The sequence below is a fragment of the Streptomyces sp. NPDC002926 genome, assembly GCF_053591755.1.
This window is the reverse complement of sequence record NZ_JBSFUK010000005.1, coordinates 223,570-249,427: the sequence shown is the minus strand read 5'-3', so window position 1 is coordinate 249,427 and position 25,858 is coordinate 223,570. Positions and strand designations below refer to the sequence as shown.

The following is a 25,858-nucleotide window of genomic DNA, read 5'->3' as shown; positions in this document are numbered from 1 at the left end:
CCCTGCCCAGCCAAGCGGATTGCACTCCTCCGCTCCACTCGCCGCCCCGGACCGGCCTCCCCCGAGGCCGGTTTCCGCCGGTTCAGGGCCGGAAGTGCGGAGCCGGTGCCGGACAGCGCCCAGAGGTCAGATCGGCACGATGTCCGGCGCCCCCAGCCGCGCCGCGTCCGCCGTCAGATCGTCCGGCTGCCGCTGCGATTCACGCTCAGCCTCCACCCGCTTCTCGTAGTGCTCCACCTCTTTCTGGATCTGCTCCTTGTCCCAACCCAGCACCGGCGCCATCAGCTCCGCGCATTCGCGTGCACTCCGTGTCCCCCGGTCGAAGGTCTCGATGGATATCCGGGTCCGCCGCGTCAGCACGTCGTCGAGATGCCGCGCCCCTTCGTGCGATGCGGCATAGACGATCTCGGCCCGCAGATAGTCATCCGCACTGCCCAGCGGCTCACCGAGGGCCGGATCGTCGGCGATCAGCGCCAGCAGCTCCTCGATCATCGAGCCGTACCGGTTCAACAGATGCTCCACGCGCACCACATGAAGTCCGCTCCGCGCCGCGATCCTCGCCCGCGCGTTCCACAGCGCGCCGTACCCCTCGGCGCCGACCAGTGGCACGTCCTCCGTGACGCATGCGGCCACTCGCTGGTCGAGCGCGTGCACGGCCTCATCCACCGCGTCCTTCGCCATCACGCGGTACGTCGTGTATTTGCCGCCCGCGACGACCACAAGACCCGGCACCGGATGCGCGACCGTGTGCTCGCGCGACAGTTTGCTGGTCGCGTCCGACTCCCCGGCGAGCAGCGGCCGCAGACCGGCGTACACGCCCTCGACGTCGTCCCGGGTCAGCGGCACCGCCAGCACCGAGTTGACGTGCTCCAGCAGATAGTCGATGTCCGCGCTGGACGCCGCCGGATGGGCCTTGTCGAGGTCCCAGTCGGTGTCCGTCGTCCCCACGATCCAGTGGCGGCCCCACGGGATGACGAACAGCACCGATTTCTCGGTCCGCAGGATCAGCCCGGTCGTCGAGTGGATCCGGTCCTTGGGCACCACCAGATGGATGCCCTTGGACGCGCGCACATGGAACTGCCCGCGCTCCCCGATCAGTGCCTGGGTGTCGTCCGTCCACACACCCGTGGCGTTGACAACCTGTTTGGCCCGGACCTCGTACTCCCCGCCGGCCTCCACATCCTGCACCCGCGCCCCGACGACCCGCTCGCCCTCCCGCAGGAAGCCGATCACCCGGGCCCGGCTGGCGACTTGGGCGCCATAGCTCGCCGCCGTACGCACCAGCGTCGCCACATAGCGTGCGTCGTCCATCTGGGCGTCGTAGTACTGCAAGGCCCCGACCAGGGCGTCCTTCTTCAGACAGGGCGCGACCTGCAGTGCGTGCCGCCGGGAGAGATGGCGGTGGACGGGCAGTCCGCGCCCGTGCCCCGACGACACGGACATCGCGTCGTACAGCGCGACGCCCGATCCGGCGTACAGCCGCTCCCAGCCCTTGTGCTGCAGTGGATACAGGAACGGCACCGGCTTCACCAGATGCGGCGCCAGCCGCTCCAGCAGCAGCCCGCGCTCCTTCAGCGCCTCCCGTACGAGCGCGAAGTCCAGCATCTCCAGATAGCGCAGCCCGCCGTGGATCAGTTTGCTCGATCGGCTCGACGTGCCCGATGCCCAGTCACGCGCCTCGACCAGACCGGTCGAGAGCCCGCGCGTCGCGGCGTCCAGCGCGGTCCCGGCTCCGACCACGCCCGCGCCCACTACCAGCACGTCCAGTTCACGCTCGGCCATCCCGGCGAGCGCCTCCGCGCGCTCCGCGGGTCCCAGTGTCGCTGTCCTCACTGTTGCCTCCCGTCGCCCCCGTGTGTCCCCTGCGGTCGGGCTCACAAGGTCGATTCTGTCCGCCCTGGTCGACTTCAGCCACCGGCTGTGGATAACACTCGGACAGCCACAAGCCCGCAATGCGGCATATCAGTCATATTTATGCCTAGTCTGACATTGCGCACGCTCGTTCTGCCCACAGGGCTTGCGCTCTCTGTCCCCTCCGGCTACGGGAAGGACGCCAACGCCATGCCCGCAGATCTCGCCGTCATCGGACTCGGCCACCTCGGCCTGCCCCTCGCCCAGGCCGCCGTGGCCGTCGGCATCGAGACCATCGGCTACGACACCGACCCACGCCACCTCACGGAACCGGCCGCGGGACGCACCCCTGCCGACATCCGCCGGATGCTCTCGGGGGGCTTCCGGACCGTCACCGACCCGGGCGAGCTCGGCCGCGTACGCACCGCCGTCATCTGCGCCCCCACGCCTCTCGGCGCGGACGGCACCCTCGACCTCACAGCGGTCGCCGAAGCCGCCCGGGCGCTGTCGGCCCGGCTGCGCCCGCACACCACCGTGCTGCTGGAATCGGCCGTCCAGCCCGGCACCACGGAGAACTTCCTCCGCCCCATCCTCGAGGAAGGCTCCGGGCTGCGGGCCGGCCGCGACTTCCACCTCGCCTACTCCCCCAGCCGCGTCGACCCGGGCAGTCGTACGCACGGCTACGCCAACACCCCCAAGGTCATCGGCGGTCTCACCCCGGCCTGCACCGAATCGGCCGCCGCCTTCTACGGCCGGCTCACCGACAAGGTGGTCCGCGCCCGCGGTCCGCGGGAGGCCGAGACCGTCAAGGTCCTCGAGACGAACTTCCGACATGTCAACATCGCCCTGGTCAACGAGATGGCGGTGCTCTGCCACGATCTCGGCGTCGACCTGTGGGATGTCATCCGCTGTGCCGAGACCAAGCCGTTCGGCTTCCAGGCCTTCCGTCCCGGACCCGGCGTCGGCGGCCACGGCGTTCCCCTCGACCCCAACTGCCTCCCGCAGACCGGCCGTACCCCCGGCCACCCCTTGCGGATGGTCGGTCTCGCCCAGGAGATCAACACCCGGATGCCGCAGTACGTCATCCAGCGCTGCGCCACCCTCCTCAACGAACACGGCAAATCGGCCCGCGGCGCGCGCGTGCTGCTCATGGGCATCACCTACAAGCCGGACCTCCCCGACCTCGAGAGCTCCCCGGCGGCGGAGGTCGCCCGCCGTCTGCTGGACCTCGGCGCGGCCGTCAGCTACCACGACCCGTACATCCCCGACTGGCGCGTCAGCGATCAGCCGGTGCCCCGCGCCGACTCGCTCTACGAGGCCGCCGCCAGCGCGGATCTGACGGTGCTTCTCCAGCACCACCGCACGTACGACCTCCAGGGCCTCGCGGTCAAGGCACAGCTCCTGCTGGACACAAGGGGAGCCACCCCGGTCGGCGCGGCGCACCGCCTCTGAGTCCCACAACGGCTCCATAACTGAATGCCGCGGTGTCGGACCGGACTGCTAGTCTCCGGGACCTCCGCTCGCACGGTCGTGCGACGCATTCGTCCCTGGGGGGATTTCCACATGAGCCAGCCTGTTCCACCGCCGTCCGGCAACCCGTTCGCCGGTGAAGGCGCTCCGTACGCCCCGGCTCCGCCGCCGGCCCCGGTCCGCGACAACATCGGCCTCGGCCTGGTGGCCGCCGTCGTCGCCGCCCTGGTCGCCGCAGGCGCGTACGGCGCGATCGGGGGCGCCATCGAACGCGAGATCGGCTACGCGGCCATCGGTGTCGGCTTCCTCGTCGGCTTCGCCGCCGCCAAGGTCGGCGGCCGCAACCCGTCCCTGCCCGTCATCGGCGCGGTGCTCGCGCTCGGCGCCGTGTACCTGGGCCAGCTGGTCGCCATCGCGGTCATCTTCACGAAGCTGGGCGACCTCTCCTTCACGGAGTACTTCTTCGGCCACTTCAGCGACCTGACGAAGGTGTGGAAGGAAGCGGCGGACTTCATGTCGTACGTCTTCCTCGCCGTCGGTGCGGCCGCCGCGTTCGCCGGAGCCAAGAAGGCCCACGGCTGATCCACGCAAGCGAAGGGGCCCCGCACCACCAGGTGCGGGGCCCTCCTGCGTACAGGCCGTACGAGCCGCTCAGACCGTACGAGCCGCTCAGACCGTACGAACGGTACAGATACGACCCGGGCAGCCGTTCAGTCGTCAGCGTCAGCGGCGGTGCTGCGAGTCCGCCACCGTCACCTCGACGCGCTGGAACTCCTTGAGCTCGCTGTAGCCCGTCGTCGCCATCGCCCGGCGCAGCGCGCCGAAGAAGTTCATCGAGCCGTCGGGGCTGTGCGAGGGACCGGTGAGGACCTCCTCGGTGGTGCCCACGATGCCCAGGTCCACCAGCTTGCCGCGCGGCACGTCCTCGTGGGCTGCCTCCATGCCCCAGTGGTGTCCCTTGCCCGGCGCGTCCGTCGCACGGGCCAGCGGGGAGCCGATCATCACCGAGTCCGCGCCACAGGCGATCGCCTTCGGCAGATCCCCGGACCAGCCCACGCCGCCGTCGGCGATGACATGGACGTACCGGCCGCCGGACTCGTCCATGTAGTCGCGGCGCGCCGCGGCCACATCGGCGACGGCCGTCGCCATCGGGACCTGGATGCCCAGAACGTTGCGCGTGGTGTGCGCGGCGCCGCCGCCGAAGCCGACCAGGACGCCCGCGGCGCCCGTACGCATCAGGTGCAGCGCGGCCGTGTAGGTGGCGCAGCCGCCCACGATGACCGGCACATCGAGCTCGTAGATGAACTGCTTCAGGTTCAGCGGCTCGGCGGCGCCCGAGACATGCTCGGCGGAGACCGTCGTACCGCGGATGACGAAGATGTCGACGCCCGCGTCCACCACGGCCTTCGAGAACTGCGCGGTGCGCTGCGGCGAGAGCGCGGCGGCGGTCACCACACCCGAGTCGCGCACCTCCTTGATCCGCTGCCCGATCAGCTCCTCCCTGATCGGAGCCGCGTAGATCTCCTGCAGGCGACGGGTCGCGGCGCCCTCGTCGAGCTGGGCGATCTCGTCGAGCAGCGGCTGCGGGTCGTCGTACCGGGTCCACAGGCCCTCGAGGTTGAGGACGCCCAGACCGCCCAGCTCACCGATGCGGATCGCGGTCTGCGGGGAGACCACCGAGTCCATCGGTGCGGCCAGGAACGGCAGCTCGAAGCGGTAGGCGTCGATCTGCCAGGCGATCGAGACCTCCTTCGGGTCCCGCGTACGCCGGCTCGGTACGACGGCGATGTCATCGAACGCGTACGCCCGGCGGCCGCGCTTTCCGCGCCCGATCTCGATCTCAGTCACGATGTGTGGCCTCTCCTTCTACGTCTGCGCTTCCAGTATCCCCGACCACACGGGAGGGGCGGCCCCGGAACCCCGGGGCCGCCCCTCACCGCATGCGTTCAGCACACAGCTGTCATCGCCTGGTGTAGTTCGGCGCCTCGACCGTCATCTGGATGTCGTGCGGGTGGCTCTCCTTGAGCCCCGCCGACGTGATCCGTACGAACCGGCCGCGGTCCTGCAGCTCCGGCACCGTGCGCCCGCCGACGTAGAACATCGACTGCCGCAGACCGCCTGTCAGCTGGTGCACGACCGCCGAGAGCGGACCACGGTAGGGCACCTGGCCCTCGATGCCCTCGGGCACCAGCTTCTCGTCGGACGCCACGCCCTCCTGGAAGTAACGGTCCTTCGAGAAGGAACGCTGCTCGCCACGGGTCTGCATCGCGCCCAGCGAACCCATGCCGCGGTACGACTTGAACTGCTTGCCATTGATGAAGAGCAGTTCGCCCGGCGACTCCTCGCAGCCGGCGAGCAGCGAACCGAGCATCACCGTGTCCGCGCCCGCGACCAGCGCCTTGGCGATGTCGCCGGAGTACTGCAGACCGCCGTCGCCGATGACCGGGACGCCGGCCGCCCTGGCGGCGAGGGAGGCTTCGTAGATCGCGGTGACCTGCGGTACGCCGATACCGGCGACCACACGTGTCGTACAGATGGAACCCGGTCCGACACCGACCTTGATGCCGTCGACACCGGCGTCGATCAGCGCCTGCGCGCCGTCGCGGGTGGCGATGTTGCCGCCGATGACATCGACACCGGCCGCATTCGACTTGATCTTGGCGACCATGTCTCCGACCAGCCGGGAGTGGCCGTGCGCGGTGTCGACGACGATGAAGTCGACGCCCGCCTCGATCAGGGCCTGGGCCCGCTCGTACGCGTCACCCGCGACACCGACGGCCGCGCCGACGAGCAGCCGGCCGTCCTTGTCCTTCGCGGCATTCGGGTACTTCTCGGCCTTGACGAAGTCCTTGACCGTGATCAGGCCCTTGAGCACACCGGCCTCGTCGACCAGCGGAAGCTTCTCGATCTTGTGCCGGCGCAGCAGCTCCATGGCGTCCACACCGGAGATCCCGACCTTGCCCGTGACCAGCGGCATCGGAGTCATGACCTCGCGCACCTGGCGCGTACGGTCCGACTCGAAGGCCATGTCGCGGTTGGTGACGATGCCGAGCAGCTTGCCCGCGCGGTCGGTCACCGGGACGCCGCTGATACGGAACTTGGCGCACAGCTGGTCGGCCTCGCCGAGCGTCGCGTCCGGATTCACCGTGATCGGGTCGCTGACCATGCCGGACTCGGAGCGCTTGACCAGGTCGACCTGGTTGGCCTGGCCAGCGATGGAGAGATTGCGGTGCAGCACACCGGCGCCGCCCTGCCGGGCCATGGCGATGGCCATCCGGGCCTCGGTGACCTTGTCCATCGCCGCGGACAGCAGCGGGATCTTCACCCGTACGTTCTTCGAGATGTACGAGGAGGTGTCGATCTGGTCGGGCGCCATGTCAGAGGAGCCCGGCAGCAGCAGCACATCGTCGTAGGTCAGCCCGAGTGTCGCGAATTTATCGGGCACTCCGTCGACGTTGGTCATGACACCTTCCCCAAATGGCCTTGATCGGTGCGGATGTCCATGCTAACGGGCTCAGCAGCGGTCTCATTCCACCATCAAGATCAGCGAGCAGCTTTGTACATTCATACGTACGAGAGGTGCTGCTCGGTTCAGTGCCCGGCCAACCGGTCGGTTCAGCACTCGGTCTACTGCTCGGCCAGGGCGCGCAGCCGGCTGAGCGCGCGATGCTGTGCGACGCGCACTGCGCCGGGTGACATTCCCAGCATCTGCCCGGTCTCCTCGGCGGTGAGCCCCACAGCGACCCGCAGAACCAGCAGCTCCCGCTGGTTCTCCGGCAGATTGGCGAGCAGCCTCTTGGCCCACTCGGCATCGTCGCTGAGCAGCGCGCGCTCCTCGGGACCGAGCGAGTCGTCCGGACGCTCCGGCATCTCATTGGACGGCACGGCCGTCGATCCCGGATGCCGCATGGCCGCCCGTTGCAGATCGGCGACCTTGTGGGACGCGATGGCGAAGACGAAAGCCTCGAAGGGCCGCCCGGTGTCCTTGTACCGCGGCAGCGCCATCAGCACCGCGACACAGACCTCCTGCGCAAGATCCTCCACGAAGTGACGCGCGTCGCCCGGCAGTCGGCTCAGCCGCGCCCGGCAGAAGCGCAGCGCCAGCGGATGGACATGCGCGAGGAGGTCGTGCGTAGCCTGCTCGTCGCCATCGACGGCACGGTGAACGAGTGCACCGATCACCGTGGTCTCGTCGTCGCGCATCGGTCCATGGTGCCTTGACGGCTGAGATTCCGTGGCACTGTGTCCAATGTTGTGCACCGAAGCGTTATGAGCAGGTGCGCCGGAACTCATCTCCTGCGCCCTCCCCTCCCGCTCGACCGACTTGTCCCCGAGGAACTCCACACCTCAAGGATGCGGCATCGCGCGGGAAACGGATGCCGACGCCCCTCCGCCGCCCCGCCCACCGAGTGGCGGGCGGGATCCGTCGTACCCCCGTGGCGACCACTCGCGTGTGCCTAGCGGACCAGGCCCCAGCGGAATCCGAGCGCGACGGCGTGCGCCCGGTCCGAGGCTCCCAGCTTCTTGAAAAGCCGCCTGGCATGCGTCTTCACCGTGTCCTCGGAGAGGAAGAGCTCGCGGCCGATCTCGGCGTTCGACCGCCCGTGGCTCATTCCTTCGAGCACCTGGATCTCACGCGCGGTGAGCGTCGGCGCCGCGCCCATTTCCGCCGAACGCAACCGGCGCGGTGCCAGCCGCCAGGTCGGGTCGGCGAGCGCCTGGGTGACCGTCGCACGCAACTCGGCGCGCGAGGCGTCCTTGTGCAGATAGCCGCGGGCACCGGCGGCGACCGCGAGCGCGACGCCGTCCAGGTCCTCGGCGACGGTCAGCATGATGATCCGGGCGCCGGGATCGGCGGAGAGCAACCGTCGGACCGTCTCGACGCCGCCCAGTCCGGGCATGCGTACGTCCATCAGAATCAGGTCCGAGCGGTCGGCGCCCCAGCGGCGGAGGACTTCCTCGCCGTTGGCCGCGGTCGTCACGCGCTCGACGCCGGGCACGGTCGCAACCGCGCGGCGGAGCGCCTCTCGGGCAAGCGGGGAGTCGTCGCAGACGAGGACGGATGTCATGGCCGCCCTCCGCAGCTGATGCGCGTCACCTTGAGCCTCCAGGCTGAGTACGTTTCGTCACCTGTGCGGTTGAACGCTCTCGGACATGTGCCCGAGCGCTTGTTGTTTCAACCGCCTCCGCACTCTCAACGACGGTCACTCGAAAGAGTTACGGGTCGGACAGCCGCCTTCGGCACTCTACGTGAGGGGGCGTGCGCAGAGGAGAGCACCGCAGGTCATCCGCCCTTCATCGGCAAGCTATGCCCCATTTAGCGCCTTTTCTTCCCTTTTCCTGGTGTCTGTGGCTAGATTCGCAATGAGTCATATTTACATCTACTAACACCGTAGATGTACGGTCGTGGTCACGGTACGAGTGCCGGATCCGACTCGTATCGCGTTCTGATCCGACCTGTCCTGTATCCACTCAGCACGGTTTCAAGGGGACAAGCGCTATGGCAGATTTCTCCCGCCTTCCCGGACCCAACGCCGATTTGTGGGACTGGCAGCTCCTCGCAGCCTGCCGTGGGGTGGACAGCTCTCTCTTCTTCCACCCCGAGGGGGAGCGTGGCGCTGCACGGAGTGCGCGCGAGAACTCGGCGAAAGAGGTCTGCATGAGATGCCCGGTCCGCGCGGAGTGCGCGGCGCACGCGCTGGCGGTGCGGGAGCCGTACGGCGTCTGGGGCGGACTGACCGAGGACGAGCGCGAGGAGCTGATGGGGCGCGCACGGCATCGACTGATCCCGGCGACCAGCGTGGGAGGCGTACCGCGAGGCTGACCCCTTCGGTACGAAAAGTTCGAAGAAACGTTCCCGCAGCGACCCCCCGCCCTACGTGAGCAGGGGTCGGTCAGGGCCGTCGTGACGCGGCCAGATCAGCTGGTCGAGCATGGCGGCGACCGCCGGGACCTGCGCCAGGTCCGGGAGCGTGAGCGCGACGATCTCTCGCTGGACCGCGGGCTCCACGGTCACGGTGCGCGCGGCCTTGGGCCGAACCGACTCCATCGCCAGCTCGGGCAGGACCGCGACACCCAGACCGGCGGCGACCAGGCCGATCACCGCCGGGTAGTCGTCGGTGGCGAAGTCGATACGAGGGGTGAAGCCCGCCTCCTCGCAGACCTCGACGAGGTGGCGGCGGCAGCGCGGGCAGCCAGCGATCCAGGACTCGCCGGCCAGATCGCCGATGGCGACGGAGTCCGAACCGGCGAGGCGGTGACCCTCGGGGACGAGGCCCACGAGGCGGTCGGTGAGCAGCGGGCGGGCGACCAGGTCGTCCCACTCCGTGTCCGTCCCGCCGTAACGGAAGGCGAGCGCCACGTCGCAGTCGCCCTCCCGCAGCATTTCCACCGAGCGGGGCGGCTCGGCTTCGACGAGAGAGACGCGGGTGCCGGGGTGGGCCGCGCGCAGGGCGGCGAGCGCGGTCGGCACAAGCGTGGAGCTGCCGCTGGAGAACGAGACCAGCCGGACCCGGCCCGCCCGCAGACCGGCGATGGCGGCGATCTCCTCCTCGGCGGCGGTGAGGCCGGCGAGGATTCCCGAGGCATGCCGGACGAGCGCCTCACCCGCCTGGGTGAGCCGCATCTCGCGACCTGTACGGATCAGCAGCGGGGTTCCCGCCGACGTCTCGAGCGCCTTCATCTGCTGGCTGACGGCGGGCTGGGTGCAGCCCAGCGTGCGCGCGGCCGCCGAGAACGAGCCGGTGGCGGCAACTGCGCGCAGGACACGGAGATGACGGGCTTCGATCACCCTTCGAATATAAGGGACCCTTGGAGGGAAGGCTGCAAAGTGGATGGTTCGTTTGAGGATGGGGGGTTAGCGTGGCGTCCATGAAGCTTCTGACCGTGAATGTGGGGCGGCCGAAGACCGTCGAGTACACCGACTCCGCGGGCGGCGCGACCGGCATCGACAAGCGGCCGGCCGAGGGGGCCGTCCGGGTGATGGAGCCGGGCCCCAAGGGAGAAGGGGCCAGCGGGGTCGTCGGGGACACGGTCTGCGATCTTCGGCACCACGGCGGGACCCACCAGGCCGTGTACGCGTTCGCGCGCGAAGATCTGGACTTCTGGGAGCGGGAGTTGGGGCGGTCGATAGCCAACGGCTCCTTCGGGGAGAACCTCACGACGAGCGGGCTCGATGTGAGCGGGGCGAAGATCGGCGAGCGCTGGCGGATAGGCGACGAGGTGGTGCTGGAGGTGACCAGCGGCCGCATCCCGTGTCGTACGTTCGCGAGCTGGCTGGGTGAGAAGGGCTGGGTCAGGCGCTTCATGCGGCACGGCGCGCCCGGCGCGTATCTGCGGGTCGTCGAGCCCGGCGAGATCCGCGCGGGCGACGCGATCGAGATCGTGCACAGGCCGGATCACGAGGTGACGGTCGAGCTCTCGTTCCGGGCCGACACCACCGAGCGGGAGCTGCTGCCCCAGGTGCTTGCGGCCGGCGAGGCGCTCCACCCCGAGCTGCTGAAGGACGCCCGCGCATACGTCGCCAAGCACGGCGGGTAGGGAAAACCTCGGACAAGGCCCCTGGGTTGCCACGGGAATTCCGGCGGGCAAGGGGCCTCCGCCGCGTTCCCGCACGGGGGCACTAACGTGCCGCCTATGACGACTGCACTGATTACGGGAGCGACCGCGGGGATCGGCGCCGCTTTCGCGCGACGGCTCGCGGCCGAGGGACACAACCTGGTGCTGGTGGCCCGCGACACCAAGCGGCTGCACGAGCAGGCCACCGAGTTGCACGACCGGCACGGCATCGAGGCGGAGGTACTGACCGCCGACCTGTCGCAGGATGCAGGGATCGCCGCGGTCGAGAAGCGGCTCGCCGACCGGAAGAACCCGGTGGACCTGCTGGTCAACAATGCCGGGTTCGGCAACAAGGGACGCTTCCTCGAGGTGTCCATGGCCGACGAACTGACGATGCTGAAGGTGCACTGCGAAGCGGTGCTGCGGCTGACGGCCGCGGCGGCGGAGTCGATGCGGGAGCGCGGCCGGGGCGGGGTGGTGAATGTGGCGTCGGTGGCCGCGTTCGTGCCGCGCGGGACGTACGGCGCTTCGAAGGCATGGGTCGTGCAGTTCACGCAGGGCGCCGCGCGGGATCTGGCGGGGTCGGGCGTACGCCTGATGGCGTTGTGTCCCGGATTCGTGCGGACGGAGTTCCACGAGCGTGCCGGGATGGGCACGGACAACATCCCTGGGTGGATGTGGCTGGACGCGGACAAGGTGGTCTCCACAGCACTGGCGGACCTGGCCCGCGGGAAGTCGCTCTCGATCCCGGACCCGCGCTACAAGGCGCTGATGGGTGCGGTGAAGCTGGCGCCGCGCGGGTTGCTCGGCGGGATCACGTCCAGGACAGGCCGGAAGTACGGCCCGCAGTAGGCACGTTGAGGGAACGATCCGGCCGGCGGAACGTATGGCCGGGGGCGCGGCGGAGATCTCAAGCCAGGGTGTGGACGGGGGCAGGTCCTCCTGGATGCCGTGTTGATCGTCAACATCTACGGGGCCGCACTTCCCCGTACTCGTGAATCCCTTCGGGGTGCGACCTCAAGAGATCTATGAGGAGCTCGAGTTCCACCATGGACGACGCCACTGACCATCGCTCCGGCGAGAACCACGCCGAGAACCGCGGCGAGAACCGCGGCGAGAACCCGGGCGGGCGCCCGGCGGAGACCGCTGGCGAGAACCCGGAGGAAGGCTCCGGCAGCCGCCCGTCCCTCCTCCTCGCCATGGGCCCCGGCATCGCCGAGCGCCTGCTCGACGACCGCCACCGCGACCGTCTCACCGCCCTCGCCCGCACCGACCCGCACCTGGTCGCCCACGATCTGACCGCGCCTTCGCCACCCGTCGCGGACGCGCTCGCCACGGCCGACGTACTGCTGACGTGCTGGGGCACGACCCCACTCACCGCCGAGGTCCTCGACGCGGCCCCGCGGCTGCGCGCAGTCGTCCACGCCGCGGGCTCCGTCAAGCACCACATCACCGAGGCCTGCTGGGAGCGCGGCATCGCGGTGACCTCGGTCGCCGCGGTCAACGCCCTGCCCGTCGCCGAGTACACGCTCGCCGCGATCCTTTTCGCCAACAAGCGCGTTCTGCGCACCCGGCGCCGCTACCGCGCGCTGCGCACCCACCACGACTGGCACGAGGAGCTGGACGGCGCGGGCAACTACGGCCGTACGGTCGGGATCGTCGGCGCGTCGCGGATCGGCCGCCGGGTGATCGAGCTGCTGCGCCCGTTCGACCTGCGGGTTCTGCTGTACGACCCACACGTGGAGTCGGCCGAGGCCGCCCGCCTCGGCGTCGAGACCGTGCCGCTGGACGTGCTCTGCGCCGACAGCGACGTCGTCACGGTCCATGCTCCGCAGATCCCGGCCACTCGCCATATGATCGGCGCCCGGCAGCTGGCACTGATGCCCGACGGCGCCACTCTGGTCAACACCGCGCGCGGTTCGCTGGTCGACGAGGGGGCCCTGCTCGGCGAGCTCATCTCCGGACGCCTCGATGCCGTACTGGATGTGACGGACCCTGAAGTCCCGTCCGCCGACTCGCCCTTGTACGACCTGCCGAACGTCCTGCTCACCCCGCACATCGCAGGCTCTCTCGGCCGCGAGCTGCACCGGATGGCCGACCGGGCTCTGGACGAGGTGGAGCGGTTCGCGGCCGGGCTGCCCTTCGCGGACCCGGTCCACCCAGGGGCACTGAAACATTCCGCTTAACTCATCATTAGTCGCAATTCTCACTAAACTGGACGTATCCCCACCCATTCCAGGGAGGCGTCATGAAATTCGTACAGATAGTCGACTACAAGACCGAGCAGTACGACACCATGAACCAGCTCATGGACAAGTGGGTCGACCAGACCCAGGGCAAGCGGACCGCCACCCACGCCCTCACCGGCAAGGACCGCGCCGACGACTCCCACTACGTCGAGATCGTCGAATTCCAGTCGTACGAAGACGCGATGAAGAACTCCCATCTGCCGGAGACCGACCGGATCTTCCAGGAGATGGTGGCGCTGTGTGACGGGATGCCGTCGTTCACCGACCTCGATGTGGTCCGTGACGAACAGCTGAACGCGGCGGCCGCCCGCCGCTTCTTCCACGAGATCGCCGTCGGAGGCAATCTCGACGCCATCGACGAGCTGTTCGCGTCCGACTACCGGGACCACGACATCCTCAAGGAAGAGGAAACCCTCATCGGGTCGCAGATCCTCCACAACGATGTCAGCAGCTGGCGCGACGCCTTCGACTTCACCTTCAACCTGGACAGGCAGGTGACCGAGGGGGACGACGTCGTGACGCTGTGGACCTGGACCGGCACCCACAAGGGCGACTTCATGGGCATCGCCCCCACGGGCAAGCAGTGCACCATGACCGGCACCACGATCTTCCACTTCGAGGACGGGAAGATCCAGGAAGGCTGGTGGCACTTCGACATCATGCGCCTGATGCGCCAGCTCGGCGCGCTGGGCTAGCCAACACGTTGCCGGGGCCCGCCCCGGCAACGCGCGGCCCAACGCCGAAGGCCCTCGTTCCCACCGCCGAGCGGCGGGGACGAGGGCCTTCGCATGTGTCGTACGGCGTCAGTGGCTGTGACCGTGGCCGTGACCCGCCTCGGCCTCGTCCTCCGCCGGCTTCTCGACGACCAGGGTCTCGGTCGTGAGCAGCAGGGAGGCGATGGACGCGGCGTTCTCCAGCGCGGAGCGCGTGACCTTGACCGGGTCGATGACGCCGGCCTTCACCAGGTCTCCGTACTCACCGGTCGCGGCGTTGAAGCCCTGGCCGGCCTCGAGCTCGGCGACCTTGGAGGTGATGACGTAGCCCTCAAGACCGGCGTTCTCGGCGATCCAGCGCAGCGGCTCGACGACGGCGCGGCGGACGACCGCGACACCGGTGGCCTCGTCGCCCTCCTTGCCGAGGTTGCCATCGAGCACCTTGGCGGCGTGGACGAGAGCGGAGCCACCACCGGAGACGATGCCCTCCTCGACCGCGGCGCGGGTCGCGGAGATGGCGTCCTCCAGACGGTGCTTCTTCTCCTTCAGCTCCACCTCGGTGGCGGCGCCGACCTTGATCACGCACACGCCGCCGGCCAGCTTCGCGAGGCGCTCCTGGAGCTTCTCGCGGTCCCAGTCGGAGTCCGTGGACTCGATCTCGGCCTTGATCTGGTTGATGCGGCCGACGACGTCCTCGTGCTTGCCGCCACCGTCGACGATGGTGGTGTCGTCCTTGGTGACGGTCACGCGGCGGGCGGTGCCCAGCACGTCCAGACCGGCCTGGTCGAGCTTGAGGCCGACCTCCTCGGCGATGACCGTTCCGCCGGTGAGGGCGGCGATGTCGCCGAGCATCGCCTTGCGGCGGTCGCCGAAGCCGGGGGCCTTGACGGCCACCGCGTTGAAGGTGCCGCGGATCTTGTTCACGACCAGGGTGGAGAGCGCCTCGCCCTCGACATCCTCGGCGATGATCAGCAGCGGCTTGGAGCCACCCGCCTGGATGATCTTCTCCAGCAGCGGCAGCAGGTCCTGGATCGAGGAGATCTTGCCCTGGTGGATCAGGATGTACGGGTCGTCGAGGACGGCCTCCATACGCTCCTGGTCGGTCACCATGTACGGGGACAGGTAGCCCTTGTCGAAGGCCATGCCCTCGGTGAAGTCCAGCTCCAGACCGAAGGTGTTGGACTCCTCGACGGTGATGACACCGTCCTTGCCGACCTTGTCCATCGCCTCGGCGATGAGCTCGCCGACCTGCTGGTCCTGCGCGGAGAGCGCGGCCACGGCGGCGATGTCGGCCTTGTCCTCGATCGGACGGGCGGTCGCGAGGAGCTCGTCGCACACGGCCTTGACCGCGGCGTCGATGCCCTTCTTCAGGGCTGCCGGGGAGGCACCCGCGGCCACGTTGCGCAGGCCCTCGCGGACCAGCGCCTGGGCCAGCACGGTGGCGGTGGTGGTGCCGTCGCCCGCGATGTCGTTGGTCTTGGTCGCCACCTCCTTCACCAGCTGGGCACCGAGGTTCTCGTACGGGTCGTCGAGCTCGACCTCACGGGCGATCGTGACACCGTCGTTGGTGATGGTGGGGGCGCCGAACTTCTTGTCGATGACGACGTTGCGGCCGCGGGGGCCGATCGTCACCTTGACCGTGTCGGCAAGCTTGTTGACGCCGCGCTCGAGGGCGCGACGGGCGTCCTCGTCGAACTTCAGGATCTTCGCCATGGGAGCTTCACTGTCCTCTCAAACGAACTGCGCCCCGGGCTCCCGGCTACAAATGTCGCGGGGGCCAGGGGCGCAGATAAAAAACTTCGGGTGAATTACTTCTCGACGATCGCGAGCACGTCGCGAGCCGAGAGGACGAGGTACTCCTCGCCGTTGTACTTCACCTCGGTGCCGCCGTACTTGCTGTACAGCACGACGTCGCCGGTCTTGACGTCGAGCGGAAGTCGCTCGCCGTTCTCGAAGCGACCCGGGCCCACGGCGAGGACGACGCCCTCCTGGGGCTTCTCCTTCGCGGTGTCCGGGATGACCAGGCCAGAGGCCGTGGTCTGCTCGGCGTCGAGCGGCTGGACCACAATGCGGTCCTCGAGCGGCTTGATGGCAACCTTGGAGCTGGCGGTCGTCACGATCCGACCTCCCCCTTCGGAGATCTCACGGGGTTAACTGTCTGGGGTGGCGACCAGGTGGATCCGTCGTCGCGGGTGCCGGATCTGCCCGTCGCCGTGTTGGCACTCTCCAGTGGGGAGTGCCAGACCCGAGACTATGACTGCGGTTAGCACTCGGTCAAGCGGAGTGCCAATCCGGCGGGGCGGTGTCGGAATGCCGGTGCCGGAAAGCCGGTGCCGGTCCGACACGGAGAACGCGGCACGGGCGCCCTCGGTTCCGCACGCACGGCAGCAGCGCGGACCCGGTCCTCACACGTAGTCCTCCAGACGCGCCACCGCGTACCCCTGCGCCTGGATATGGCGCAGCATCCGCCCCGTCGTCCCGGTGTGCGCGAGCACGATGGCGCCGGGCAGCAGTCGTTCACCCTCCACGTACGCCCGTCCCAGCACCACGGCACGGACCCCGCAGTGGGCGGCCGCGCGCAGTGTGTCGGCGTTGTACGCGCCGCGCGGCGGACGGAGCAACCGCTCCCGCCGGCGGCAGATCTCGTCGCGCTGACCCTCGTACGAGAGCGTGCGCAGATCGGTCCCGTCCCCCGTACGGAACGTGCTGATGGGCAACTTCAGATCGCCGACCATCCGCGCGAACTCCGGATCTCGCTCCGCGCCGTGGTCGAAGGTGAGGAAGACGACCTTCTCGCGGGTGGGCACCCGGTCCACCACGTACGGCATCTTCGGCCTGCGCGCGGGCGGTTTCGGCGCGGCCAGGAGCGGCGCGGGCAGCCCCCACCGCTTGTGCGCGGAGCCCGGCACGCCCGGGCCGGAGGGAACCTGCTGCGCGGCCTTGCGCCCGAGGCGCTCGATCGGGTCCACCGACTGCGCGCACCCCGAGGCGAGAAGCGCACCGGCCGCCAGCACTCCGGCCAGCAGCCGGTGCGCGCGTCTCATACGTAGTCCTCCAGCTTTGCCACGGCGTAACCCCTGTCGGTGATCGTCTTCATGACCGACAGGATCAATTCGGGCATGGTGCTGTCCCACTCCTCCGGGCCACGGAAGTGCGTGAGAATGATGTCGCCGGGGTGCAGATCCTGGTCCGCCTCGCGCCACTCCATGTGGTCGGGGAACGCCTCGGCGGCCCACAGCGGCACGGCCTTGACGCCGCACGACTTGGCCACGCGCAGCGTGTCCCGGTTGTAACTGCCGTACGGCGGCCGGAAGAGCGGGGGCCGCTTCCCGAACCGGTCCTCGATCTTGCTCTGCTGGTTGCAGATCTCCCGCTTCTGCTCGGCGTACGAAAGGCCCCGCAGATAGAGGTGGTTGAGGGTGTGGTTCTGCAGCGAGACCCCGCGGTCCTGCATCTCCTTGAAATAGCCGTAGTTGTTGCTGATCAGGTAGTCGCTGAGGAACGCGGTGTACGGGATGCGGAGCTCGCTCATCATCCGCAGCAGTGCGGGGTCCTTCTCCCAGCCGTCGTCGATCGTCAGGAAGACGACCTTCTCCTTGACGGGCACGGTGGTGAACACGGGCGGCAGGGACTCGCCGTCCTCGACCTCGAAGCCCTCGCGGGTGGTGATCCTCGGCTTGACGGCGGGGGGCTGGGGCGCGGCGAGCGGGACCTTCGCCAGGCCCCACTTCTTGGCGGCGACGGCTCGGGCGGCCTGGGCGCGCTTCACCTTCTCCGCGTACGAGGAGAGCGCCCCGGCCGGGCCGTGCCGCTGCCGCTGAGCCGCTTTGGCACCGCCGGAACCACGCGGGGAACCGCCGGAGGACTCCGCCGCACAGGCGGAGCCGAGGGCGGCGACCAGGAGCGCGGCCAGGATCGCGCGGCCCTGAATTGATGTCATTTTTCCTTTTTGTCGTACAGGCTGCATGGCGCCGCATCCTGTCAGCGCGAAGCCCTGGCAACGGCCCGACACCGCCCACCGCGGGCGCACCATCCCCCACCTGGCCCACAATGGGCCGGGTGACCGATCTCGTTCCCTTCTCGACCCTGCTCACCGACGAGGGCCAGGCGCTGCTCGCCGCTTTGCGGGACTACGACCCGGCCCAGGAACTGGCGGTCGCCTCCCGGCTGCGCCGCGAGCACCCGGTCGGGCTGGTCACGGCGGCCCTCACGCAGGCGCGGCTGCGGCAGCGGGCGGTGGCGAAGTTCGGCGCGGCGGACGCACAACGGATGTTCTTCACCCCGAACGGCGTCGAGCAGGCGACCCGCTCCTCGGTCGCGGCGTACCGTGCCGGGCGCTTCACGGCGCTGGGCGTACGCAGCGTGGCGGACCTCTGCAGCGGGATCGGCGGCGACGCGATCGCCCTGGCCCGGGCCGGCATCTCGGTCCTGGCGGTGGACCGCGACCCGCAGACGGCAGAGGTCGCGCGTGCGAACGCGGAGGCGCTGGGCCTGGCCGAGCTGATCGAGGTCCGCTGCGCGGACGTCACGGAGATCGACACGGGCGCCTACGACGCGGTGTTCGTGGACCCGGCCCGACGGGGCGGCCGGGGCAGGATCTTCGACCCGGAGGCGTACTCCCCGCCCCTCTCCTGGGCCATCGGCGCGGCCCGCACCCGCCCGCACGCTGCCCTCAAGATCGCACCCGGCATCCCGCACGAGGCGGTCCCGGACGACGCCGAGGCGGAGTGGATCTCGGACGGCGGCGATGTGAAGGAGGCGGTGCTCTGGTTCGGCACACGGCCGGGCTCGGTCGGTGCGACGCTGCTGCCGGGCCCGCGCTCGCTGACCGGCAGGGGTCTGCCGGACCCCGGGGTCCGCGAGGTCGGCCGTTTCCTGTACGAGCCCGACGGCGCGGTCATCCGCGCGCATCTGGTGGCCGAGGTCGCGGAGGAGCTGGACGGCGGACTGCTCGACGAGACGATCGCGTACATCACGGCGGACGAGCTGCGCCCGACGCCCTACGCGACGGCGTACGAGATCACCGATGAACTCCCCTTCGGCCTGAAGAAGTTGAAGGCGCTGCTGCGGGAGCGCGAGGTCGGCAACCTGACGGTGAAGAAGCGCGGCTCGGCGATCGAGCCGGAGGAACTGCGCCGCAAGGTGAAGCCCAAGGGGCCGAACGCGGCGACCGTGTTTCTGACGAGGGTGGCGGGGGCGCCGACGATGCTGATCGGGCGGCCCGCGTAACAGGGGTCACATCCGGTGCCGGCCTTTGCAACCGCCATGCTGTCAGCGCTCGTTGTTAGGATTTCACGGGGCGCGCGACAGGGGGACAAGGGGGAAGCATGGTGGATCACGCCGATCTCGACGTATCGGACGACGACCTGACCCGGCTCGACGGGGACCTCGACGACATGCAGCGCCACCTGGACAGCCAGGTGCGCCGGATGGACGCGATCGTCGACCGTATCGAGGCGGGCTGGAAGGGCGAGGCGGCCAAGGGCTACCGCGCCCTGCACAGGGGCGCGGCCGAGGACGCCGTACGAATCCGGGAGATCCTCGTCGTCCTCGAAGAGGCGATGCGGGCCGGCCGGGACGGCTTCAGCCAACAGGAGCTGGAAAACCTCCGGCGGATGCGCAGGGCCCAGAGCCAGGTGGACGTGGAGCGCGAGGCGCGCGAGCTCTCCGAGGGCACCGCACCGCCCACGCCGCGCAGCAGCATTCTCGACATCTGACTGACACACACAACGGGGAACAACACATGGCTGACGACCACATAGGCGTCAACTTCGCGACCCTGCGCGAGCTCGCCGGCGAGCTGGAGGACATCCTCAAGAAGCTCAACGACAAGCTCGAGACTCTCTACGACCGCACCGAGAAGGTGGTCCTGAGCTGGGAGGGCGAAGCGCGCGACGCCTTCGTCGACGAACTCGACCGGTGGGACCGGGACATGCAGGACCTCCAGGCCGCCCAGGCCTGGCTCCACGAAGTCGTCACGACCGGGCAGGCCAATTACGGCTCCGCCCACCGCGCAGTCCTCCGCGGCTGGGGAGCCGCCTGATGGGGACTCCGGCCGCGCCGTCCCAGAACGGCACCATCGACGTCACCCCGACCTAGCTGTACGGAGTGTCGGGCAACGTGGCCTTCCAGCAGGAGACCCTGCACAAGGGCGCCAACAGCTTCCTCGACGAGTTGGAGCGATACCCGGACGGCGGTGGCTACGGCACCGCCGCCTGGGCGTTCTCGACCGCCTACCGGAAGGTCGGCAACCGCTTCCTGGAGGTATGGGCCCGGTCCGTCCTCAGCGTGGGCGGCGCCGCGGTGGGTTTCACGACGACGGCCAACAACTATGCGGCGGCCGATGCCGCAACCCATCCGTCCGGCACCGCAACGCCCACCCACCAGGCCCCTCCCACGGTCATCGACAAACTTCCCGCATACCGGTCGGTGACCGACCTCAAGTGGGCCGATATGGATGAGGGCCAGGACGTCTGGGAAAAGGCCCTTGAGGGGCTGGAGGCGGGCGTGCTGGCGATCATGCGGCCGTTGCTGGAGCACGCCTGCCGATTCGGCAAGGCGGCCGAGATCCTGCCGCTGCCCAATCACCACCGGCTGAACTCCGTATCAAAGGCATGGCTGCTTCCCGGCATCTCCGCAGGCTCGGTGGACGGAAACCTCACCGCGGCGCTCACGGGCATCACGAACCAGTCCAACACCGAGTGGTACACCGCGATGCGTACCTTCTGCAGCTCCATCTGGGGTACGACCGACTGGGGAAAGTCCCGCGAGGGCCACGTCTGGTCGCACGACAAGGCCGGCAACACCGGGATGAGCCACCCGGTCTTCAGCGTGCTCATCGACACATGCGACGGCGTCAGCGATGCCGTCATGGCCTACGCCAGGGCGGCCGAGGATGTCCGCAGCGATCTGCACGACATCTACTGGCGCGCCGTGCGCGACGCGCTGCCGCACGTCGACACCAAGGACGGCATCGGTATCAAGGACGTGAAGAGCGTCCTCAAGGGCATCGGCAAAATGGGCAGGAGCCTCGCCGGCGGTATTGTCCTGGAGATCGACGAGGAGGCGCTGAACGCTGCGGTCGAGGCGTACAACAACCGGGTCCAGCGGCAGGTGCCCGAGCTCAACAAGTTGCTGCCCGCACTGGACGAGGCATTCCTGAGCGCGCCCACTTTCCGGGCCGAGTCCGCGCGGGCCGAGGCATTCGGGGCCCGCGCCCTGAACGATTTCAAGAAGAGCCAGCTCTACACCGTGCCCGGCGATGACGAGAGCAACCACAAGTACCCCATCGACCTGGCCAATCAAGAGGGCATCGGCAACAGTCACGTCATCGACAAGCACGTCGGGAAGACGGACGAGCAGCTCGAACAGCGGCTGCGCGACCAGCAAATGATCAGGAATGGCGACATTCGCCCGAAGGCGGCATCGTCCTTCGACGACCTCGCGTCCGCGCAGAAACTGACCCAGGCCGTTATGGACGACCCGGACAATGAGCGCAGGATCCAGAATTGGCTCAACGGCAACCCCGGGGAGTCGTCCAAGCGGAACGTCGGACTCACCTTCAACGACCCGACGGGCCGCACCTGGGACCGCGGGGACTCGTCGGCACACGATGCCTACAATGTCATCGTGACCTTGAAGCCGGTGCCGGGCGGGCATCCCCCGTACGTCGTGCTGACATCCATGCCGACCGACCAGGCACCTCCCCAGTAAGGACACGGAATGGCATTCGACTTCGGCGACCTCTTCGAAGATGGCCCCATTCTGCGGCTTCTCGATTTCACCCACGGGTCCGCACTGGAAGACGAGGTCGTACGGTTCTGCCGTACGGTACGGAACTCCGCCCAGGCCGACTGGGTCATGCCGCTCAACGCGGTGGCCGCGCTGCTCGAGCTCACGGCTGAAAAGGTGAGCGCCGCCGCCCCGGAGACAATCCCGGAGCGTTTCCGTCAGAAGCTGCGCCAAGCAGCCGGAGACACGGCAGGCTCCGAGTATCTGCGCGTGCTGGCCGAGTTGATCCGGCCCTTCGACCGGCAGGCCATCCCGTCGGTCCGCGAACTCCCGCTGGGGTCCCTGGAAATCCGGGTCAGGTTTTCCAGGACCATTGATTTTGGACTGAGCTGGATCGCGCCCGGAGAGTACACGACCGACGAAGAGGCGATCACTGCGGGCGTGGAGAGCGAACACCCTTCCCACTGCCTCGATGTAATCCCATTGCTGGCAGGGGAAGTTCAAGAGCTTTTGATGCTCTTCCCGAGCGAAGAAGAACTCACGCACGCGGTGCGCGGTGAGATCTCCTGGGTCTCTCGTCCGGTCCTTGAGGACATCATCCGGCTGGCTGCGGCGCATATGGCCCAGCCGCACTGACGATTGACGCATCGACCCTCTCGATAGGCAGTTGACCATGCGAACCCGCAGCTCCTCCTACCCCGACCGGGAGACCTCCCAGTGGTGCACTCAGCAGGTGGTGACCCGCAATGAGCAGGTCATCCACCGCTGGCTCGCCCAGTCGACCCGGCAGCGCCTGACCATCGAGGCCTCCTGGCCGTCCCGGTCCGAGCCGACCGGGCGTGTCCTGCTGCAGGCGATGATGCTCGCCGGACGCGACGCCATCGACGTACGTGCCGCACGCGTGATCCTCAAGCGCGACTCCGCGAGCCCGCACGGCTTCACCGTGCACGCCACCTTCCCGATCTACCTCTAGAGGCATCCGTGTCCCTGAAGCCGCTCGAACACGACCGCAAATATGGCGAGTTGGACCAGGTCATCCGCGCGTATCTGGGCCAGCCGGCCGACGACGATCCCGAGAAGCGCTCCGCCGCGCTCGACGCATATCTACGGCACACCTGGCGCACGCGCCCCTGGGCGATCGCCATCGCCGAGCACCAGCTGCGCGAGTACGCCGGCAATCCGCCGGGCCGACTGCGGCTCCGTCTGGGCGAGTTCTATCCCGTACCCGATGTCGGGCTGCCCGACTCCGCGACGCAGGCATGGCTGGAGCAGCTCGCCGACCACCTCAAGCACAGCGTCGAGACCGGCGAGGCCCCGCCGCCCGCCACCCCGCAGACCCACTGGGAGTGGCACGCCCGTTTCCCCGAGCTCGGGCAGCTGCTCGGCGGCTGGTTCTCCCAGGACATGCCGGACGAGTTCGAGAGCCACGACGCCGCGCTCCAGGACTACCTCGACACCACCGACTCCGGCCTGATCGCCCAGCTCACGGGCGAACTGCACGAGCTTCTGGCGCTCCCCCTGAACGAATCCGACTACGTCCTCGCCGTGGCCGAGCTGGGCATGGAGGTCGATCCCCCCTACGCCCCCAGGGTCTGGCTGACCGAGGTCGCCGGGCGGCTCGGCTGACGACGGCCCGCTTCCTCCGGCCGGTAGGCCTGGCTGCCCGCCAGGTTCAGCGATGCGCGCCCTCGCCACGCGCTGCCGACGGCACGCCCGCCAGCAGCCGTACCGCCCAGCGGTAGTGGCTCACTGCCTTCGCGACGCCGAGCAGCCCTGTCAGCCAGAGAATGAAGCCGAAGCCCACCAGCATGGTGACTTCGGCGTATGTCTCCCGGCCGCGCTCCGCCGTTGCCGGGACCGCGAACGAGAGCCACAGCCCCAGCGCGCACAGCAGGAACGACGGCACCAGCCAGAACAGGCTCTCGCCGGGTGAGCGGAAGCGGACGTCTCGGGCCGGGTCGCGTGCCAACGACGACCACTGGGCCAGGCGTTCGCGTACGACCTTGTCGCGCCGGATCCCGAATCCGATCACCAGCCCCGTCGGCAGCATGCCCGCCAGGCCGAGCCCGACGAAAACCGCGACGGTCATGTACGAAAGGACGTCGATGCTCTCCTGGAATGTCTTGAGCGCCGCACCGATCAGGCCCCACCCCGCCGCGAAGCCCGCCGCCGTCAGCCACAGCAGCAGCAGTCGGGGCACACCGATACTCAGCCGGCTCAACTCGCCCATTGCCCTGGCCCGGTCGGCGAGCAATGACTCACGGTCGGGCCACGCCCGTATGTCTTCTGGCGGCGGCGGGGGCGGCAACGTACGTCGGGACATGCGTGCGAGCCTATCGCCTGGTCAGTCGACGAATTCCTGCGTTCGTGGTAAGGCCCTGAGCCGGTCCACACGATCGTGGACCCGGTCGGCGGCAAGGCCCGGCGGGCGAGGCCGAACGAGCATCCGAAGGGGCGACGCAACAGCGGAATCCCAACCGGGCTCCCGACGCTCAAACTTCTGAGGACGCCTGGGCCGCTCGCTTCAGCAGGAGATCCCTCTCCCGTGCGTTGCGCGTCAGCGACGCCGCCCGCTCGAACTCGGCTCGCGCCTCCGCCGGCCGGCCGAGGCGCGCCAGCAGGTCGCCGCGCACGCTGGGCAGCAAGTGGTACTCCTTCAGCGCGGGCTCCGCGGCGAGCGCGTCCACCAACTCCAGCCCCGCCTCCGGGCCGTCCGCCATCGAGACGGCGACCGCACGGTTCAGCTCCACCACGGGGGACGGGGTGAGCGCCGTGAGTCGGCCGTACAGGACGGCGATCGTGGACCAGTCCGTCTCCTCGTAGCGCACCGCTTGTGCGTGGCAGGCGGCGATCGCGGCCTGCAGCGCGTACGGACGCGGGGCACCGCCCGCCGCCGCGTTCGCCCGTGCCAGCGCCGCGAAACCGCGCCGGATCAGCAGCTGGTTCCAGCGGGACCGGTTCTGGTCGGCGAGCAGCACCGGTGCGCCGTCCGGGTCCGTCCTGGCGGCCGTGCGCGAGGCCTGGATCTCCAGCAGTGCGACCAGGCCCTGGACTTCGGGTTCCTTGGGCACCAGGCCGGCCAGCACCCGGGCGAGCCGCAGCGCGTCCTCGCAGAGCGCCGGGCGCTGCCAGTCGTCGCCCGCGGTCGCCGAGTAGCCCTCGTTGAAGACCAGATAGATGACTTCCAGGACCGACGAAAGGCGTTCGGCGCGCTCGGGACCGTACGGGACCTCGAAGGGGACGCCCGCCTTGGCGAGGGTGCGTTTGGCCCGGACGATGCGCTGCGCGACCGTCGGCTCCGTGGCCAGGAAGGCGCGGGCGATCTCCTCGGTGGTCAGCCCGCCGAGGAGCTTCAGAGTGAGGGCGATCCGTGCGTCCGTCGACAGCACGGGATGGCAGGCGGTGAAGATCAGCCGCAGCAGGTCGTCGTCGATGTCGTCGGGCCCCGACGGCTCGGGCGGCGGCTCCACGTCCTCCAGGGCCCGTCCGACCTCCGCCAGCTTGCGGGCGTACGTCTCCTTGCGGCGTACGAGATCGATCGCCCGGTGCTTGGCCGTGGCCATGAGCCAGGCGCCCGGTCTGTCCGGCACACCTGACTCCGGCCACTGCTCCAGCGCGGCGACCAGAGCGTCCTGCGCGAGTTCCTCGGCGATGCCCACGTCCCTCACGATGCGAGTGACGCCGGCGATGATCCGCGCCGACTCGATCCTGAATACCGCTTCCACCGCGCTTGCTGCCGTCACGGCCACCCATCAGAGCAGCAGGGAGGTGGGCGGGCAAGCGGAGCCCGGCGGTCAGCCCTCGGCGATCTCGCGGACCTCGGAGGTGACGTTCCAGTGCTCCTCGTGGATCTCCAGGAAGCGCTTGGTCCACTCGATGGCCTCGGCCTTGTCCTTGGCCTGCAGGATGGCGTAACCGCCGACGACTTCCTTGCTCTCGGTGAAGGGCCCGTCGGTGACGGTCAGCTTTCCGCCGGACCAGGTGACGCGGGTGCCCTGCGAGGTCGGGGTGAGCCCGTTGGTGTCGAGCAGGACACCCGCCTGGGTCATTTCCTCGATCAGCTTCCCCATCCGCTCCATGAGCCCGGCGCTGGGGCCCTCGGCGGGCATCTCGTTCTCGTTGACACGGACCATGGTCAGATAGCGCGGCATGGTGTCTCCTCGGGGTCGGGGGAGCGGGGCCGTTCCCCGCCTCTCACCCCTGCGTCGAACGGGAGACCGCGGGATCGACACTCTCCCCGGAATTCTTCCGGGAGATTTCCGGAGCGGCCATCGGTAGGGCTCATCG

At 69.1% G+C, this 25,858-nt stretch carries 27 protein-coding genes; 14 read left to right on the top strand and 13 right to left on the bottom strand.

Translation table 11 applies throughout. The features are described 5' to 3' along the window. Window positions 1-126: 126 nt before the first annotated feature. Window positions 127-1,833 (bottom strand): glycerol-3-phosphate dehydrogenase/oxidase, encoded by a 1,707-nt coding sequence (locus ACWDZ6_RS12745; RefSeq protein ID WP_351444808.1) that lies wholly within the window; start codon window positions 1,831-1,833, stop codon window positions 127-129. A 228-nt stretch (window positions 1,834-2,061) separates the two neighbouring features. Here ACWDZ6_RS12745 and ACWDZ6_RS12740 point away from each other — a divergent pair, with 228 nt between their 5' ends. Continuing rightward, complete coding sequence (locus ACWDZ6_RS12740; RefSeq protein WP_366730203.1) at window positions 2,062-3,303, top strand: nucleotide sugar dehydrogenase; 1,242 nt, start codon at window positions 2,062-2,064, stop codon at window positions 3,301-3,303. 111 nt (window positions 3,304-3,414) lie between these two features. After that, window positions 3,415-3,903, top strand: coding sequence for a hypothetical protein (locus ACWDZ6_RS12735; protein ID WP_451502837.1), 489 nt, complete (start codon window positions 3,415-3,417; stop codon window positions 3,901-3,903). Window positions 3,904-4,044: 141 nt separating this feature from the next. Here the strand turns inward: ACWDZ6_RS12735 and ACWDZ6_RS12730 are convergent, their stop codons facing one another. From ACWDZ6_RS12730 to ACWDZ6_RS12715, 4 genes are all read right to left on the bottom strand, one after another. Next, window positions 4,045-5,169 (bottom strand): GuaB3 family IMP dehydrogenase-related protein, encoded by a 1,125-nt coding sequence (locus tag ACWDZ6_RS12730; protein ID WP_366730014.1) that lies wholly within the window; start codon window positions 5,167-5,169, stop codon window positions 4,045-4,047. A 112-nt stretch (window positions 5,170-5,281) separates the two neighbouring features. Beyond that, complete coding sequence (gene guaB, locus ACWDZ6_RS12725) at window positions 5,282-6,784, bottom strand: IMP dehydrogenase (RefSeq protein ID WP_366730013.1); 1,503 nt, start codon at window positions 6,782-6,784, stop codon at window positions 5,282-5,284. Window positions 6,785-6,948: 164 nt separating this feature from the next. Beyond that, complete coding sequence (locus tag ACWDZ6_RS12720; RefSeq protein WP_326652003.1) at window positions 6,949-7,524, bottom strand: sigma-70 family RNA polymerase sigma factor; 576 nt, start codon at window positions 7,522-7,524, stop codon at window positions 6,949-6,951. A gap of 254 nt (window positions 7,525-7,778) precedes the next feature. Then, window positions 7,779-8,390 carry a response regulator transcription factor gene (locus ACWDZ6_RS12715; protein WP_003948568.1) on the bottom strand — a complete coding sequence of 204 codons (612 nt, stop codon included), beginning with the start codon at window positions 8,388-8,390 and terminating at the stop codon, window positions 7,779-7,781. A gap of 431 nt (window positions 8,391-8,821) precedes the next feature. Between ACWDZ6_RS12715 and ACWDZ6_RS12710 the strand changes: the two genes are divergently transcribed. Next, on the top strand, window positions 8,822-9,145 hold the full coding sequence (locus tag ACWDZ6_RS12710) for a WhiB family transcriptional regulator (protein WP_326652002.1): 324 nt from the start codon (window positions 8,822-8,824) through the stop codon (window positions 9,143-9,145). Between the two features lie 51 nt (window positions 9,146-9,196). Here ACWDZ6_RS12710 and ACWDZ6_RS12705 read toward each other — a convergent pair whose 3' ends face one another. Next, a complete protein-coding gene (locus tag ACWDZ6_RS12705; protein ID WP_451502836.1) occupies window positions 9,197-10,111 on the bottom strand; it encodes a LysR family transcriptional regulator in 915 nt (304 codons plus the stop codon). Between the two features lie 80 nt (window positions 10,112-10,191). Between ACWDZ6_RS12705 and ACWDZ6_RS12700 the strand changes: the two genes are divergently transcribed. The 4 genes from ACWDZ6_RS12700 to ACWDZ6_RS12685 all read left to right on the top strand — a co-directional run bounded on the left by ACWDZ6_RS12700 (window position 10,192) and on the right by ACWDZ6_RS12685 (window position 13,822). Next, window positions 10,192-10,860 carry an MOSC domain-containing protein gene (locus ACWDZ6_RS12700; RefSeq protein ID WP_451502835.1) on the top strand — a complete coding sequence of 223 codons (669 nt, stop codon included), beginning with the start codon at window positions 10,192-10,194 and terminating at the stop codon, window positions 10,858-10,860. A gap of 96 nt (window positions 10,861-10,956) precedes the next feature. Beyond that, window positions 10,957-11,730 (top strand): SDR family NAD(P)-dependent oxidoreductase, encoded by a 774-nt coding sequence (locus ACWDZ6_RS12695; protein WP_326651999.1) that lies wholly within the window; start codon window positions 10,957-10,959, stop codon window positions 11,728-11,730. Between the two features lie 347 nt (window positions 11,731-12,077). Then, window positions 12,078-13,064, top strand: a complete 987-nt coding sequence (locus ACWDZ6_RS12690; RefSeq protein WP_451502964.1) for a hydroxyacid dehydrogenase — start codon at window positions 12,078-12,080, stop codon at window positions 13,062-13,064. Window positions 13,065-13,126: 62 nt separating this feature from the next. After that, a complete protein-coding gene (locus ACWDZ6_RS12685) occupies window positions 13,127-13,822 on the top strand; it encodes an ester cyclase (RefSeq protein WP_451502834.1) in 696 nt (231 codons plus the stop codon). Window positions 13,823-13,930: 108 nt separating this feature from the next. Here ACWDZ6_RS12685 and groL read toward each other — a convergent pair whose 3' ends face one another. From groL to ACWDZ6_RS12665, 4 genes are all read right to left on the bottom strand, one after another. After that, the gene (gene groL, locus ACWDZ6_RS12680) at window positions 13,931-15,553 is read right to left on the bottom strand and encodes a chaperonin GroEL (protein ID WP_451502833.1); all 1,623 of its coding nucleotides are present in this window, start codon (window positions 15,551-15,553) and stop codon (window positions 13,931-13,933) included. Window positions 15,554-15,648: 95 nt separating this feature from the next. Further along, on the bottom strand, window positions 15,649-15,957 hold the full coding sequence (gene groES, locus ACWDZ6_RS12675; RefSeq protein WP_266486653.1) for a co-chaperone GroES: 309 nt from the start codon (window positions 15,955-15,957) through the stop codon (window positions 15,649-15,651). Window positions 15,958-16,245: 288 nt separating this feature from the next. Beyond that, entirely contained in the window at window positions 16,246-16,884 is a 639-nt protein-coding gene (locus ACWDZ6_RS12670; protein ID WP_451502832.1) for a polysaccharide deacetylase family protein, read from the bottom strand. Continuing rightward, window positions 16,881-17,807 carry a polysaccharide deacetylase family protein gene (locus ACWDZ6_RS12665; RefSeq protein WP_451502831.1) on the bottom strand — a complete coding sequence of 309 codons (927 nt, stop codon included), beginning with the start codon at window positions 17,805-17,807 and terminating at the stop codon, window positions 16,881-16,883. The genes ACWDZ6_RS12670 and ACWDZ6_RS12665 overlap by 4 nt, the downstream gene beginning before the upstream one ends. An 83-nt stretch (window positions 17,808-17,890) precedes the next feature. Between ACWDZ6_RS12665 and ACWDZ6_RS12660 the strand changes: the two genes are divergently transcribed. The 7 genes from ACWDZ6_RS12660 to ACWDZ6_RS12630 all read left to right on the top strand — a co-directional run bounded on the left by ACWDZ6_RS12660 (window position 17,891) and on the right by ACWDZ6_RS12630 (window position 23,197). Beyond that, window positions 17,891-19,069, top strand: a complete 1,179-nt coding sequence (locus ACWDZ6_RS12660; RefSeq protein WP_451502830.1) for a THUMP-like domain-containing protein — start codon at window positions 17,891-17,893, stop codon at window positions 19,067-19,069. 98 nt (window positions 19,070-19,167) lie between these two features. Further along, window positions 19,168-19,557 (top strand): WXG100 family type VII secretion target, encoded by a 390-nt coding sequence (locus ACWDZ6_RS12655; protein ID WP_451502829.1) that lies wholly within the window; start codon window positions 19,168-19,170, stop codon window positions 19,555-19,557. 26 nt (window positions 19,558-19,583) lie between these two features. Further along, entirely contained in the window at window positions 19,584-19,883 is a 300-nt protein-coding gene (locus ACWDZ6_RS12650; RefSeq protein WP_389174199.1) for a WXG100 family type VII secretion target, read from the top strand. 77 nt (window positions 19,884-19,960) lie between these two features. Further along, window positions 19,961-21,553 carry an RNase A-like domain-containing protein gene (locus ACWDZ6_RS12645; RefSeq protein WP_451502828.1) on the top strand — a complete coding sequence of 531 codons (1,593 nt, stop codon included), beginning with the start codon at window positions 19,961-19,963 and terminating at the stop codon, window positions 21,551-21,553. 9 nt (window positions 21,554-21,562) lie between these two features. Further along, window positions 21,563-22,207: a hypothetical protein gene (locus ACWDZ6_RS12640; protein ID WP_451502827.1), complete on the top strand. Its 645-nt coding sequence runs from the start codon at window positions 21,563-21,565 to the stop codon at window positions 22,205-22,207. Between the two features lie 37 nt (window positions 22,208-22,244). Next, window positions 22,245-22,544 carry an RNase A-like domain-containing protein gene (locus tag ACWDZ6_RS12635; RefSeq protein ID WP_366730001.1) on the top strand — a complete coding sequence of 100 codons (300 nt, stop codon included), beginning with the start codon at window positions 22,245-22,247 and terminating at the stop codon, window positions 22,542-22,544. 8 nt (window positions 22,545-22,552) lie between these two features. Further along, complete coding sequence (locus ACWDZ6_RS12630) at window positions 22,553-23,197, top strand: contact-dependent growth inhibition system immunity protein (protein ID WP_451502826.1); 645 nt, start codon at window positions 22,553-22,555, stop codon at window positions 23,195-23,197. A 46-nt stretch (window positions 23,198-23,243) separates the two neighbouring features. Here ACWDZ6_RS12630 and ACWDZ6_RS12625 read toward each other — a convergent pair whose 3' ends face one another. From ACWDZ6_RS12625 to ACWDZ6_RS12615, 3 genes are all read right to left on the bottom strand, one after another. Then, window positions 23,244-23,894 (bottom strand): hypothetical protein, encoded by a 651-nt coding sequence (locus ACWDZ6_RS12625; RefSeq protein WP_451502825.1) that lies wholly within the window; start codon window positions 23,892-23,894, stop codon window positions 23,244-23,246. Window positions 23,895-24,063: 169 nt separating this feature from the next. Next, window positions 24,064-25,314: an RNA polymerase sigma factor gene (locus tag ACWDZ6_RS12620; protein WP_451502824.1), complete on the bottom strand. Its 1,251-nt coding sequence runs from the start codon at window positions 25,312-25,314 to the stop codon at window positions 24,064-24,066. A 51-nt stretch (window positions 25,315-25,365) separates the two neighbouring features. Continuing rightward, window positions 25,366-25,722, bottom strand: a complete 357-nt coding sequence (locus ACWDZ6_RS12615) for a YciI family protein (RefSeq protein WP_451502823.1) — start codon at window positions 25,720-25,722, stop codon at window positions 25,366-25,368. Between the last annotated feature and the right edge of the window lie 136 nt (window positions 25,723-25,858).

Bases quoted from the DNA above. Each gene is read 5' to 3' on its own strand.
- ACWDZ6_RS12640 (WP_451502827.1), top strand. From the start codon at position 21,563: ATGGCATTCGACTTCGGCGACCTCTTCGAAGATGGCCCCATTCTGCGG.
- ACWDZ6_RS12740 (WP_366730203.1), top strand. From the start codon at position 2,062: ATGCCCGCAGATCTCGCCGTCATCGGACTCGGCCACCTCGGCCTGCCC.
- ACWDZ6_RS12650 (WP_389174199.1), top strand. From the start codon at position 19,584: ATGGCTGACGACCACATAGGCGTCAACTTCGCGACCCTGCGCGAGCTC.
- ACWDZ6_RS12710 (WP_326652002.1), top strand. From the start codon at position 8,822: ATGGCAGATTTCTCCCGCCTTCCCGGACCCAACGCCGATTTGTGGGAC.
- ACWDZ6_RS12700 (WP_451502835.1), top strand. From the start codon at position 10,192: ATGAAGCTTCTGACCGTGAATGTGGGGCGGCCGAAGACCGTCGAGTAC.
- ACWDZ6_RS12690 (WP_451502964.1), top strand. From the start codon at position 12,078: ATGGGCCCCGGCATCGCCGAGCGCCTGCTCGACGACCGCCACCGCGAC.
- guaB (WP_366730013.1), bottom strand. From the start codon at position 6,784: ATGACCAACGTCGACGGAGTGCCCGATAAATTCGCGACACTCGGGCTG.
- ACWDZ6_RS12720 (WP_326652003.1), bottom strand. From the start codon at position 7,524: ATGCGCGACGACGAGACCACGGTGATCGGTGCACTCGTTCACCGTGCC.
- ACWDZ6_RS12625 (WP_451502825.1), bottom strand. From the start codon at position 23,894: ATGTCCCGACGTACGTTGCCGCCCCCGCCGCCGCCAGAAGACATACGG.
- ACWDZ6_RS12660 (WP_451502830.1), top strand. From the start codon at position 17,891: ATGGGCCGGGTGACCGATCTCGTTCCCTTCTCGACCCTGCTCACCGAC.
- ACWDZ6_RS12735 (WP_451502837.1), top strand. From the start codon at position 3,415: ATGAGCCAGCCTGTTCCACCGCCGTCCGGCAACCCGTTCGCCGGTGAA.
- ACWDZ6_RS12670 (WP_451502832.1), bottom strand. From the start codon at position 16,884: ATGAGACGCGCGCACCGGCTGCTGGCCGGAGTGCTGGCGGCCGGTGCG.
- ACWDZ6_RS12615 (WP_451502823.1), bottom strand. From the start codon at position 25,722: ATGCCGCGCTATCTGACCATGGTCCGTGTCAACGAGAACGAGATGCCC.
- ACWDZ6_RS12665 (WP_451502831.1), bottom strand. From the start codon at position 17,807: ATGCAGCCTGTACGACAAAAAGGAAAAATGACATCAATTCAGGGCCGC.
- groL (WP_451502833.1), bottom strand. From the start codon at position 15,553: ATGGCGAAGATCCTGAAGTTCGACGAGGACGCCCGTCGCGCCCTCGAG.
- ACWDZ6_RS12695 (WP_326651999.1), top strand. From the start codon at position 10,957: ATGACGACTGCACTGATTACGGGAGCGACCGCGGGGATCGGCGCCGCT.
- ACWDZ6_RS12685 (WP_451502834.1), top strand. From the start codon at position 13,127: ATGAAATTCGTACAGATAGTCGACTACAAGACCGAGCAGTACGACACC.
- ACWDZ6_RS12655 (WP_451502829.1), top strand. From the start codon at position 19,168: ATGGTGGATCACGCCGATCTCGACGTATCGGACGACGACCTGACCCGG.
- ACWDZ6_RS12635 (WP_366730001.1), top strand. From the start codon at position 22,245: ATGCGAACCCGCAGCTCCTCCTACCCCGACCGGGAGACCTCCCAGTGG.
- ACWDZ6_RS12715 (WP_003948568.1), bottom strand. From the start codon at position 8,390: ATGACATCCGTCCTCGTCTGCGACGACTCCCCGCTTGCCCGAGAGGCG.